Annotated in this window: 10 protein-coding genes and 1 pseudogene; 5 read left to right on the top strand and 6 right to left on the bottom strand. The window is 73.3% G+C overall.

Annotation, left to right across the window (positions count from 1 at the left end; genetic code table 11):
* Positions 1 to 980: 980 nt before the first annotated feature.
* The 4 genes and pseudogenes from D6270_RS14235 (at position 981) to D6270_RS14250 (ending at position 4,755) form a co-directional block, all read left to right on the top strand.
* Positions 981 to 1,822: pseudogene (locus D6270_RS14235) on the top strand (DUF4253 domain-containing protein).
* Positions 1,801 to 3,870 carry a serine/threonine-protein kinase gene (locus D6270_RS14240; protein WP_109165054.1) on the top strand — a complete coding sequence of 690 codons (2,070 nt, stop codon included), beginning with the start codon at positions 1,801 to 1,803 and terminating at the stop codon, positions 3,868 to 3,870. Before D6270_RS14235 ends, D6270_RS14240 begins: the two are co-directional and overlap by 22 nt.
* A 48-nt stretch (positions 3,871 to 3,918) precedes the next feature.
* Positions 3,919 to 4,260, top strand: coding sequence for a hypothetical protein (locus D6270_RS14245; protein WP_109167446.1), 342 nt, complete (start codon positions 3,919 to 3,921; stop codon positions 4,258 to 4,260).
* An 18-nt stretch (positions 4,261 to 4,278) separates the two neighbouring features.
* Positions 4,279 to 4,755: a hypothetical protein gene (locus D6270_RS14250; RefSeq protein WP_109165053.1), complete on the top strand. Its 477-nt coding sequence runs from the start codon at positions 4,279 to 4,281 to the stop codon at positions 4,753 to 4,755.
* Between the two features lie 6 nt (positions 4,756 to 4,761).
* Here the strand turns inward: D6270_RS14250 and hemB are convergent, their stop codons facing one another.
* From hemB to D6270_RS14280, 6 genes are all read right to left on the bottom strand, one after another.
* Positions 4,762 to 5,769, bottom strand: a complete 1,008-nt coding sequence (hemB, locus tag D6270_RS14255; protein ID WP_109165052.1) for a porphobilinogen synthase — start codon at positions 5,767 to 5,769, stop codon at positions 4,762 to 4,764.
* Between the two features lie 128 nt (positions 5,770 to 5,897).
* Complete coding sequence (locus D6270_RS14260; RefSeq protein ID WP_109165051.1) at positions 5,898 to 7,568, bottom strand: bifunctional uroporphyrinogen-III C-methyltransferase/uroporphyrinogen-III synthase; 1,671 nt, start codon at positions 7,566 to 7,568, stop codon at positions 5,898 to 5,900.
* Complete coding sequence (gene hemC, locus D6270_RS14265; protein ID WP_109165050.1) at positions 7,565 to 8,551, bottom strand: hydroxymethylbilane synthase; 987 nt, start codon at positions 8,549 to 8,551, stop codon at positions 7,565 to 7,567. The genes D6270_RS14260 and hemC overlap by 4 nt, the downstream gene beginning before the upstream one ends.
* Entirely contained in the window at positions 8,548 to 10,032 is a 1,485-nt protein-coding gene (locus D6270_RS14270) for a glutamyl-tRNA reductase (protein ID WP_109165049.1), read from the bottom strand. The genes hemC and D6270_RS14270 overlap by 4 nt, the downstream gene beginning before the upstream one ends.
* A complete protein-coding gene (locus D6270_RS14275) occupies positions 10,029 to 10,796 on the bottom strand; it encodes a redox-sensing transcriptional repressor Rex (protein ID WP_109165048.1) in 768 nt (255 codons plus the stop codon). Before D6270_RS14275 ends, D6270_RS14270 begins: the two co-directional genes overlap by 4 nt.
* Before the next feature lie 272 nt (positions 10,797 to 11,068).
* Positions 11,069 to 11,344 (bottom strand): glutaredoxin family protein, encoded by a 276-nt coding sequence (locus tag D6270_RS14280; RefSeq protein ID WP_109165047.1) that lies wholly within the window; start codon positions 11,342 to 11,344, stop codon positions 11,069 to 11,071.
* 136 nt (positions 11,345 to 11,480) lie between these two features.
* On the opposite strand from D6270_RS14280, the gene D6270_RS14285 reads away from it, so the two are divergent.
* Entirely contained in the window at positions 11,481 to 12,425 is a 945-nt protein-coding gene (locus tag D6270_RS14285) for an HAD family hydrolase (RefSeq protein WP_109165046.1), read from the top strand.
* The last annotated feature ends 85 nt before the right edge of the window (positions 12,426 to 12,510 follow it).

The following is a 12,510-nucleotide window of genomic DNA, read 5'->3' on the forward strand; positions in this document are numbered from 1 at the left end:
ATCGGCCCGGCCGGCGGTGGCCGGGCTCCACACAACGGGGCTTGACGATACGTCCCCGCCACCCGCCCCACCGGGAGATGAGCCCTCCCACGACCGGCGTCGGCGCACGGGAGGCGGCCCGGCCTGCCGTGGACGCATGATCATCCGCGTCATGCGGTACCCCGTCCACCCACGGCCGACCGGCGATCGCCGGTCGCCGGTCGGCCGTACGGCGAGGAGACGCGCGAGAGCGTCGGTGACGGGCTCGGCGCGGTCGGGCAGGTGGACACGGGCCCAGCCGGTGACCAGACCGAGGAAGTCGGCGAGATCGCGCCCCACCCCGTCCAGCAGCCGGCGCAGTTCGGCGGCGGACACCTCGATGGCGGGGCTGTCGCTCCGCTCCATGTCCACGACCAGCCGGACGGAGTCGCCGGACACCTCGACGACGGGGCCGGGGTCGTGTCCGAGGAAGACCTGTCCGGTGCCGTCGATGGCCTTGTGGACATCGCGCCAGTCCTCCAGCCCGCTGCAGCAGCCGGGGAGCAGGGTGACCCCGGTCGAGTTGTCCACCACTCGCAGGCCACCGGCGGCGCAGAGGCCGTCGAAGGTCAACAGCCCGTGCAGGAAGGAGGCGAGTGGGTCCGCCGGGCGTGGCGGTCGGTCGTCCCCCGCATCGGCACCGGGATCGAGGCCGTTGCACCCGGCGATGAGCATGAGTGCCGTCCCGACCTCGGCGGGAGTGAGCCGACCGCTGAGTGCCAGGTATCCGGGCGACTCGCCGCCGGCGGCAGGCCGGACCGGCTCCACGACCGGCCAGAGCGTGAAGTCATCAGGGCGGTACGTCTCCAGGACAGCCTCCATCACGATCACCCGGCCGAGTCTCCTCCGTCGTCTCCCGCACGGCACCAGCTTTTCCGGGTGCCCGGCGGGCCGCCCTGTTTCACGGACCACCGCCCCGACCGCACGGGGCGTTGTCAGTGCCGCCCCCTAGGCTCCCCACCATGGCGACGCTCCCGAACCCTCTGCCCGACCTGACCTCCTCCGGTCTGGAACTCCCGCCCGGCTCCCTGGTGGATGCCACGCTGGACGGCCCCTGGCCCGAGCCGCTGCTCTGGTACGCGGACGGTCCGGCGGCCCCGCCCGACTGGCCGCGGCTGAGGGCGGCCGGGCGGCGGGTGGGGCTGCTGCCGGTGCTGGTCACGGGCGGCCACCGGGCCCAGTGGCCCGAGGACTGGGACCTGTGCCCGGACAGCACGTCGTATCCCGGCGACCACGACGCGGACGAGGTCCTCGCGGGCTACTGGACGGAGTACGCGGAAGACGAGCCGGGCGACGACGCGGCGGCTAAGGGCCCCGGCGAGGGGGCGGGGAGCGGACCGGCGGCCCCGGGCCCTGGCCCGGTCTCGCCCCGGCCCCGGCGGAGGAGTCCGGCGAGGACCCGGACGAGGCGGCCGCGGGCCTGGCGGGCGTGATCACGGCCGACCCGGACAGCTGGCTCGGCGGGGCCCGGATGGCCCTCGTCCCGGCCCGCCGCAGCGCGGACATACCGGCGGCCATCGGCTGGTCCGGCCCGATGAACCACGAGAACGACGTGGCCCGGCTCTCCGCGGTGCTCCGCTCCTGGGAGGACCGCTACGACGCCCGGGTCGTGGCGCTCGGCTTCGACACCATGATCGTCTCCGTGGGGCGCCCGCCGACCACCCCGGAGGAGGCCCGCGCGCTCGCCGCCGAGCACTACGCCTTCTGCCCGGACAACGTCGACCAGTCCCCGCCGTACGACCTGGAGGTCTACGCGCGGAAGCGGCTTCTCGACCAGGAAGTGTGGTCGTTCTGGTGGGACTGACCTCGGACCGTGGGGCCGGAGCGCGTTCGGACCTCACCCGGATCAAGGAGTGGTGGCGCGGGCTCGGCGGCGCGGACTTCGTCGCCCTGCCCCCGCCCACCCGGAGCCGCTACACCCAGTCCGACGGCCACGAGGACGCCGCCGAGCTGTTCGCGGCCCGGGGGATCACCGGACGCGCCTCCTTCGCGTACTGGCACTGGCAGTCCCACTCCGCCTTCGACCGCACCGGCGCGCTGCGGGGCCGGCTGTATCTGCACTGGGGCGGCGACCACGCCACGGTCGCCGCAGGTCTCGGGGCGGGCCCGGACGGCTACCGGCTCGTGGACAACGGGCCGCAGGCCGCGTTCGAGCTGGACCGGGTCACCGCTGCGGACGCCGACGGGCTGCCCGACCCCCAGGACGAGGCAGGCGTACGCCAGTTCCTCGACCGGATCGGCGCCGACCGCCACGACGGCGCCTCCCCGCTGACCGGACCCGAGGAGCGCTGGCTCCACGACCGGCTGGCCGGGCCGGTCGGGACGGCCACCGCCGACCGCTTCGCCACCGCCCTGGAGCTGCGGCAGGCGCTGACACCCGAGGAGGCGTCACGGCTGCTGGCCGCCGGGCAGGCGGAGCACACCGGGCGGCCCGCCGCCCGGAGCGGCTGGTGGCCCGTGCTGAACGCGCTGCTGCGTCAGGGGCGCGCGGAGGCCTGGGAGCTGGCCGCCGCCCTCGGCCCGGCCGCGGCCGGCACCCTGGCCGACCACCCCTCCCCGCAGGCCCTCGCCGCCCTGCGCGCGACGGCGCTCGCCGGTCACGACGAGGCCGTCCCCGCCTGGTTCCGTACGTACCGCACGCTCCACGGCCCCGACCCGTACGCCGCCGCACAGGCGCTCTGGGCGGAGCTGCCCGGCCGGGAGACCGCCCGGGCCGCGCTGCTGGGCGCGGTGCGCACCGCCGTCACCGAGGAGTGGCGCGCCACCCACCCGGACGCCGACCACGAAACCGCCCGGTCCGCCGCCGCCCTCACCGCCGTCCGGCTCACCACGGACGACCGGCTCCCCCGCCCCCTGCGCGTGGTGGCGGCACGGGCGGCGTACGACCAGGTCGCCCATGTCCGGGAGCGCGCGGCCCGCGCCACCGGCCCCGAAGCGGCCGAGGCACTCGCCGCCGCCGACCGGTACGAGGCCGCCCGCGACGAGCTGCTGGCGGGCACCGGCCCGGACCTGACCGTCTACGAAGGGGCGCTCGGCGACCTCTGGCACCGCTACCGCGCCCCCTCCCCCGCCGACTTCCGGTGGCTGAAGGAGCAGGTGGCCGACCCCGCCACCGGCGTCCAGGGCATCGCGTTCTGCCTGGAGCTGCTGTACGCCCACGGCGCGGCCGGGGCGGCGGAGGTCGACGCCCTTCTCCCGCGCCGGCAGAAGGAGCTGGCCAAGCAGTACCGCACCACCTACACCGAGTGGCGCCACCCCCTCGTCACCCTCACCTGCCTCGCCCAGGACCTGGGCCACCCGGCCGCCGCCGGGCTGCTGGCCTGGTGGGCGCGGCCCAAGCCGCTCTGGAAGGCCCCCCTCCGCTTGCTCACCCACCTCGGCGCCCCCGACGAGGCCAAGGCCGCCGAGCTGTGGGAGTTCGTGGTCTCCGGCGGGCACGACACCGGTCACCTGATGACCTGGGTGCTGCTCCGCGCCCGCCTCGACGGCACCCACCCCCTGCACGTGGCCGAGCGGCTGATCGGGCGGCCCGGTGTCCGGGAGTACGTCCTGCACCGGGTCCTGATCGGCGTGGCCGACCCGGACCAGCCCCTCTGGCACTACGCCGTCGACCCGCGCAGCCACAGCTGGTGGCGGCGCGCCCAGGAGGTGGCGGACGACCCCCGGCTCTCCCCGGCGGCCCGCGCGATCGGGCTGCGCACGGCCCGCGACCACCACGTCCTGCGCCACCCCGACCAGGTCCGCCCACCCCTCACGGACCGCGAGCTGGCCGAGGCCCGCGCCTGGCTCAGGGCGAGGACGGACCCACCGGAGGACCCCACGGCACCGACACGAACCCCAGTGGCCGGCTGAGTCCCCGTACTCATGCGGGCCCCCGCCCCGCACGGTTCACTCGTACGCATGCCCGACACCACCCGTGACCCCCGCGCCTGGATCGCCCCGCTCGTCTGCACGCTCGTCACGCTGCCGATGGGGCTCGTAGCCCTCTTCATCGGCGGTCTCACCCCGATGGCGTGCGATCCCTGCGACGGGGCGGAGGCGGCCCGCTTCGACGCGAGTTTCGCCCCGGCGTGGACCGTGCTCTGCGTGGGCCTGCTGCTGACCGCGATGGTGCTGGTCGCGAGCTGGTCCATGCCCTGGCAGATGCGGAACACGGCCCGGCGCGTGGTTCTGTCCCTGGCCGCACCCGCCACCACGATGGTCACTTTCGTAGCATTCATGGCACTGGTCGACTGGCCCTGACAGAAAGTGTCCACCCCCATGAACGACACGAACCCTCCGACCACGGCAGCCGCGGCAGCGGCCGAGGCCGCCGAACGCCTGATAGCCGAGTACCGCGCACTGCCCCCGGGCAGTGACCGCAAGCGCGAGATCATCACCGAGCTGGACGCCAACGCGCAGGCGCTGCCGTTTCTCGTCTCGGTGGTCGCCGACGCCGAGGAGTACGGCCTCGCCCGCGTGGAGAGCGCCACCGTCCTGCGGGTCTGGCCCCCGGACGACCCCGACCTCCGCCGCCGCGCGGGCCGCGCCCTGCTCACCGCCCTGCGGGAGCCGGAGGAGGACCTGGTCCGCCAGTACGCGGCGATGTCCCTGGCGCCCTACACTTCGGACCCGCTGGTCGCGATGGCCCTGGACTCCACCGCCCGCGCGGACCAGGACCCGCTCGTACGGGACAGCGCCCGGTTCTCCATCAAGGAGGCCCACCGGCTCCAGGAGACCGGAGCCGCTGGACCCTGAGGGCTCTCAGCTCCTGCCGGGTCCTTTGAGCCACTGGGCGGCCTCGGTCGCCCAGTAGGTGAGGATCATCTGCGCCCCGGCCCGCCGGATGCCGGTCAGGCTCTCCAGGATCGCCTTGTCCCGGTCGATCCAGCCCCTCTCGGCGGCGGCCTCGATCATCGCGTACTCGCCACTGATCTGGTACGCCGCCACCGGCACGTCCACGGACTCCGCGACCTTGGCGAGGATGTCCAGACACGGTCCGGCAGGCTTCACCATGACCATGTCGGCGCCCTCCTCCAGGTCCAGCGCCAGCTCCCGCAGCGACTCCCGGGCGTTGGCCGGGTCCTGCTGGTAGGTCTTGCGGTCACCGGTCAGCGAGGAGCCGACGGCCTCGCGGAAGGGGCCGTAGAAGGCGGAGCTGTACTTCGCGGTGTAGGCGAGGATCGACACGTCCTCGTACCCGGTCTGGTCCAGCGCGTCCCGGATGACACCGACCTGGCCGTCCATCATGCCGCTGGGCCCCACCACATGGGCACCGGCGTCCGCCTGGACCTGGGCCATCTCCGCGTACCGCTCCAGGGTCGCGTCGTTGTCCACCCGGCCGTCGTCGGTCAGGACCCCGCAGTGGCCGTGGTCGGTGTACTCGTCCAGGCACAGGTCCGACATCACGACCAGGTCGTCCCCGACCTCCTCGCGCACCGCCCGCAGCCCCAGCTGGAGGATGCCGTCGGGGTCGGTGCCCGCCGTGCCCCGGGCGTCCTTCTTCGCGTCCTCCGGCACCCCGAAGAGCATGATCCCCGAGACCCCCGCCGTCACCGCCTCGACGGCCGCCTTCCGCAGGGTGTCCAGGGTGTGCTGGTGCACGCCGGGCATGGCCGAGATGGCGACCGGGGCGTCGATGCCCTCCCGTACGAACGCGGGCAGGATCAGGTTCGCCGGGTCGAGACGGGTCTCGGCGACCATCCGCCGCATCGCCGGGGTCGTCCGCAGCCGCCGGGGGCGGGAGCCGGGGAAGTTTCCGTACGCAGTCATCCTTCGACGATAGACCCGTACGCACCACGGTCTTACCGACACCGTCACCGGCAAAGACACCACCGGCACCCCGGTGACGGCAGTGGGCCCGGCCGCCGAAGCGACCGGGCCCACGGTCCGGGCAACGCCTACGTCGTCGTCCGGCGCCGACGCGCGCCCGGGCGCCGCTCGCTCGGCCGCGTCACCGGGTCGCCAGCCTCCTTCGCCGCGTCCCGCCGCTGCGCGCCGAAGGCGGAGAGCGCCTCGGCGAGCTTGTGCACGGACGGCTCCGGGGACAGGACGTCCACGCGCAGGCCGTGCTCCTCGGCGGTCTTCGCGGTGGCCGGGCCGATACAGGCGATGACCGTCACGTTGTGCGGCTTGCCCGCGATGCCGACCAGGTTGCGGACCGTCGAGGACGAGGTGAACAGGACCGCGTCGAAGCCGCCGCCCTTGATCGCCTCACGGGTGTCGGCCGGCGGCGGCGAGGCGCGGACCGTGCGGTACGCGGTGACGTCGTCGACCTCCCAGCCCAACTCGATCAGCCCGGCCACCAGGGTCTCGGTGGCGATGTCGGCGCGCGGCAGGAACACCCGGTCGATCGGGTCGAAGACCGGGTCGTAGGGCGGCCAGTCCTCCAGCAGCCCGGCGGCGGACTGCTCACCGGAGGGCACCAGGTCCGGCTTCACACCGAAGTCGACCAGGGCGGCGGCGGTCTGCTCGCCGACCGCCGCGACCTTGATCCCGGCGAAGGCGCGGGCGTCGAGACCGTACTCCTCGAACTTCTCCCGGACCGCCTTGACCGCGTTGACGCTGGTGAAGGCGATCCACTCGTAGCGCCCGGTGACCAGGCCCTTGACCGCACGCTCCATCTGCTGGGGCGTACGCGGCGGTTCGACGGCGATCGTCGGGACCTCGTGCGGCACCGCGCCGTAGGAGCGCAGCTGGTCGGAGAGCGACGCGGCCTGCTCCTTCGTACGCGGCACGAGCACCTTCCAGCCGAACAGCGGCTTGGACTCGAACCACGCGAGCTGGTCGCGCTGGGCGGCGGAGCTGCGCTCACCGACCACGGCTATGACCGGCCGGTGCCCCTCCGGGGACGGCAGCACCTTGGCCTGCTTGAGGGTCTGGGCGATCGTCCCGAGGGTCGCCGTCCAGGTGCGCTGGCGGGTGGTGGTGCCCGCGATCGTCACGGTGAGCGGGGTGTCGGGCTTGCGGCCTGCCGAGACCAGCTCACCGGCGGCGGCCGCGACCGAGTCCAGCGTGGTGGAGACGACGGCGGTCGCGTCGCTCGCGCCGACCTCGCTCCAGCACCGGTCCGAGGCGGTACGGGCGTCGACGAAGCGCACGTCCGCGCCCTGTGCGTCACGCAGCGGCACCCCGGCGTACGCGGGCACGCCGACGGCGTTCGCGACCCCGGGGACGACCTCGAAGGGCACCCCGGCGGCGGCGCAGGCGAGCATCTCCGCACCCGCGTCGCCGTCCAGGCCCGGGTCGCCCGCGACAGCACGGACCACCCGCCTGCCGCCCTTCGCAGCCTCCATGACAAGATTGGCCGCATCCCTGAGAACGGGTACTCCGGCGGCTGTTGACGCCACGTCAACAACCGTCAGCTCAGGCGTGCTTACGCCTGCCCGCGCATGGCCGCGAACGACGTCGAGAACGTCCGGTTCGGCGACAAGGACGTCCGCGCTCGCAAGCGCCTCGACGGCGCGCAGCGTCAGCAGTCCCGGGTCGCCGGGACCGGCGCCGAGGAAGGTGACCTGCCCTTGTGGGGACAGGGCAGGAAAGTCGGATACGGCGGGGCCGGTGGGGCTCAAAGTGCTCGCTCCCCCATAAGACCGGCCGCACCCTTGGCGAGCATCTCGGCCGCGAGTTCGCGACCGAGGGCCGCCGCGTCGTCGTGCGACGTGGGGACGGGACCGGTGGTGGACAGCTGCACCAGCGAGGAACCGTCGGTGGAACCGACGACTCCGCGCAGGCGCAGTTCGTTGACAACCTGTCCGTCGACCAGGAGGTCGGCCAGCGCACCCACAGGTGCGGAGCAGCCGGCCTCCAGGGCGGCGAGCAGGGCACGTTCGGCGGTCACGGCGGCCCGGGTGTACGGGTCGTCGAGCTCGGCGAGCGCGGCGGCGAGGTCGGCGCTGGACGCAGCGCACTCGATCGCCAGTGCTCCCTGGCCGGGAGCGGGCAGAACGGTGTCGACCGGCAGGAAGTCGGTCACCTCACCGGTACGGCCCAGACGGCTGAGCCCGGCCGCGGCGAGAACCACCGCGTCCAGCTCCCCGTCGCGCACGAACCCGATGCGCGTGTCGACGTTGCCCCGGATGGGGACGGTCTCGATCCGCAGGCCGTGGGAGCGGGCGTACGCGTTGAGCTGCGCCATACGGCGCGGCGAACCGGTGCCGATGCGGGCGCCGTCGGGCAGCTGCTCGAAGGTCAGCCCGTCGCGGGCCACCAGGGCGTCGCGCGGGTCCTCGCGCTGCGGCACCGCGGCCAGCACCAGCTCGTCCGGCTGGGAGGTCGGGAGGTCCTTGAGCGAGTGGACGGCGAAGTCCACCTCGCCCCGCAGCAGCGCCTCGCGCAGGGCCGCGACGAACACACCGGTGCCGCCGATCTGCGCCAGGTGCTCGCGGGAGACGTCCCCGTACGTGGTGATCTCGACGAGCTCCACGGCGCGCCCGGTCACCTCGCGGACCGCCTCGGCCACGAGGCCGGACTGGGCCATGGCGAGCTTGGAGCGCCGGGTGCCCAGCCGGAGCGGCGCGGGGGTGCCCGCGCCCGGCGATGAGTTGTCGGTCATGACCGCCCTCTATTCGGGTCGTTCAGGTCGGCCCGGGAGACGGCGGCCACCGTCTGCGGGTCGAGGTCGAAGAGTTCGCGCAGCGCGTCCGCGTACCCGGCGCCGCCGGGCTCACTGGCCAGCTGTTTGACCCGCACGGTGGGCGCGTGCAGGAGTTTGTCGACGACGCGGCGCACGGTCTGGGTGATCTCGGCGCGCTGCTTCTCGTCCAGATCGGGGAGGCGGCCGTCCAGCCGGGCGATCTCGCCGGCGACCACGTCGGCGGCCATGGTGCGCAGGGCGACCACGGTCGGGGCGACATGAGCGGCGCGCTGGGCGGCGCCGAAGGCGGCCACCTCGTCGGACACGATGGTGCGGACCCGGTCCACATCGGCGGCCATCGGGGCGTCGGCGGACGCCTCCGCGAGCGACTCGATGTCGACGAGGCGCACACCGTCGATGCGGTGGGCGGCGCCGTCGATGTCACGCGGCATGGCGAGGTCGAGGAGGGCGAGCCTGACCGGTCCGGTGGACTGCGCGGGCAGCGTGACACGGCGCGGGGCGGAGGCGGCGGAACCGTTCTCCACCCAGGCGGCGTGCTGGTCGACGTCGGCCGGGGCCGGGACGGCCGTCACGGTCTCCGGCTCGGCGGGGGCGTCCAGGGTGACCCCGAGGGCGTCGGCCAGGGCGTCGGCGGTGAGGACGAGGCCGGTGGCGCCGGTGCAGGAGACGACGATGTCGGCACGTGTCAGTTCGTCGCCGACCACGGACATCTCGACGGCGTGCGCGCGAACGGTGGTGTCGTCGCCCTGCTGGAGGATCTCCACCAGCCGGTCGGCGCGGGAGCGGGTCCGGTTGGCGACGACGATCTCGGCGACGCCGGTACGCGCCAGGGTGGCGGCGGCCAGCGAGGACATGGAGCCGGCGCCGATCACCAGGGCGCGCTTGCCCTGGGCCCAGAGGCCCGGGTCGGCGCCGGCGGCGAGCTGCTGGAGGCCGAAGGAGACGAGCGACTGCCCGGCCCGGTCGATCCCGGTCTCGCTGTGGGCGCGCTTGCCGACCCGCAGGGCCTGCTGGAAGAGGTCGTTGAGCAGCCGTCCGGCGGTGTGCAGCTCCTGGCCGCGCGCGAGCGCGTCCTTGATCTGGCCGAGGATCTGGCCCTCGCCGACGACCATCGAGTCGAGCCCGCAGGCCACCGAGAAGAGGTGGTGGACGGCCCGGTCCTCGTAGTGCACATAGAGATACGGAGTGAGCTCGTCCAGCCCGACGCCGCTGTGCTGGGCGAGCAGGGTGGAGAGCTCGGCGACGCCCGCGTGGAACTTGTCCACGTCCGCGTACAACTCGATGCGGTTGCAGGTGGCCAGCACGGCGGCCTCGGTCGCGGGTTCCGCGGCGAGGGTGTCCTGGAGCAGCTTGGCCTGGGTGTCGGCAGCGAGGGAGGCCCGCTCCAGTACGGAGACGGGGGCGCTGCGGTGGCTCAGTCCGACGACGAGGAGGCTCATGCCGGCATCACGGCGGGCATGTCCCCGTCGGGTCCCTTCCGGCTCGCGGGCGTGGCACGCATCGGCGGGGCCTCGGGGTCCTCGCCCTCCACGGACGCGTCCTCACCGGCCTTGCGCTGCTCGTGGAACGCCAGGATCTGCAGTTCGATGGAGAGGTCGACCTTGCGTACGTCGACGCCCTCGGGCACCGAGAGAACGGTCGGCGCGAAGTTCAGGATGGAGGTCACCCCGGCGGCCACGAGCCGGTCGCAGACCTGCTGGGCGGCGCCGGGCGGGGTGGTGATCACGCCGATGGACACACCGTTGTCGCTGATGATCCGGTCCAGGTCGTCCGTGTGCTGGACGGCGATCCCGGCCACCGGCGTACCGGCCATGGCGGGGTCGGCGTCGATCAGCGCGGCGACGCGGAAGCCGCGGGAGGCGAAGCCGCCGTAGTTGGCGAGGGCCGCGCCGAGGTTGCCGATGCCGACGATGGCGACGGGCCAGTCCTGGGTGAGGCCGAGCTCACGGGAGATCTGGTAGACGAGATACTCGACGTCGTACCCGACCCCGCGGGTGCCGTAGGACCCCAGGTAGCTGAAGTCCTTGCGCAGCTTCGCGGAGTTGACCCCGGCTGCGGTGGCCAGCTCCTCGGAGGAGACCGTGGGAACGGATCGCTCGGAGAGCGCGGTGAGTGCGCGCAGATACAGCGGAAGTCGGGCGACGGTGGCCTCGGGAATTCCTCGGCTACGGGTCGCCGGTCGGTGAGTTCGGCCAGTTGCCACGGTGCTCCTGCGGGATGAGCGGGGCTGCAGGCGGCCGTATGTCCCAAGACCGCCCCGTCGAATGCAGGCTATGTCTTTGTGAACGCGTGCACAAAGATGGTGTCCGTTTTGTCCGGTCAAAGTGACCGGGGTCACGCACATCGTCCGCACGATCCCGGAACCAGGGACCGCATCAGCCCGTTGCAGCCTCGAAGGGGGCAAAGCAGTACACACTCCTCACATCTACGCCCCCGAGATCACTCAAAACGCCCACGATGTTAACCGCGTTCCCCTCACAGCCCCAGCGCCTTGCGCAGCCTCTCCGGGTCCACCCGCCAGAACGTGTGCTGTTCGCCATCGATCAGCACCACCGGAATCTGCTCCCAGAACTCCTTGTGCAGCTCCTCGTCCTCGGTGATGTCCTTCTCCACCCACGACGCACCGGCCTCCTCGCAGACCGCGCTCACCACCGCCCGCGCGTCCTCGCACAGATGACAGCCGGGCTTCCCCACCAGGGTGACCACCCGCTCGGCGGGCTTCTTCTTCGTACGGCGCAGCAGAGGACTCATGCCTCTCATTCTGCGCCCGCCCACCGCACCGGCGGACCGCCCGGAATCGCCCGATTAACGATTCGGTCCCGCAGAGTTCACGCCACCGCATCCCGGCAGGTCGGGCACGTACCGGCGGACTGGCTATGCTCACCGCATGGCCGCTCTTGGATGGCTCACACCCCGTAGGCGTTCCGCGACTGCACGGAGCGTCCTGGCAGGCGAGGCCGCGGCCGAGGCCGCGCGCAAGACCTCGGCCGAGGACGAATCCGCCCTCCTGACCGGAGCACCCGACCAGGCGCCCGAGGAGCCCGCGTTCCCCGTCGCCGGGGACGACCGCGCCGCCGCCTTCTTCGACCTCGACAACACCGTCATGCAGGGCGCCGCGATCTTCCACTTCGGCCGGGGCCTGTACAAGAGGAAGTTCTTCGAGCGCCGCGAACTCACCCGGTTCGCCTGGCAGCAGGCATGGTTCCGGCTGGCCGGCGTCGAGGACCCCGAGCACATGCAGGACGCCCGCGACAGCGCCCTGTCCATCGTCAAGGGCCACCGCGTCTCCGAGCTGATGTCCATCGGCGAGGAGATCTACGACGAGTACATGGCCGACCGCATCTGGCCCGGCACCCGCGCCCTGGCCCAGGCCCACCTGGACGCCGGCCAGCGCGTCTGGCTGGTCACCGCCGCCCCGGTGGAGACCGCCACCATCATCGCCCGCCGCCTCGGCCTGACCGGGGCGCTCGGCACCGTCGCCGAATCGGTCGACGGCGTCTACACCGGCCGCCTGGTGGGCGAGCCGCTGCACGGCCCCGCCAAGGCCGAAGCCGTCCGCGCCCTGGCGACGGCCGAAGGCCTGGATCTGGAGCGGTGCGCCGCCTACAGCGACTCGCACAACGACATCCCGATGCTCTCGCTGGTCGGCCACCCCTACGCGATCAACCCGGACACCAAGCTCCGCAAGCACGCCCGCGCCCTGGACTGGCGGCTGCGCGACTACCGCACCGGCCGCAAGGCGGCCAAGGTCGGCATCCCCGCCGCGGCCGGGGTCGGCGCCCTGGCGGGCGGCACCGCCGCGGCGCTCGCCCTGCACCGTCGCCGCCGCTGACCGCGCCCCAGACAACGCGCTGTGCCCGTCAACCGGGCGCCAGACGGTAGAGCGACAGATCCCGAAGCAATCCGATCAACAAGTG

The sequence above is a fragment of the Streptomyces griseus subsp. griseus genome, from assembly GCF_003610995.1.
Classification (GTDB): Bacteria; Actinomycetota; Actinomycetes; order Streptomycetales; family Streptomycetaceae; genus Streptomyces.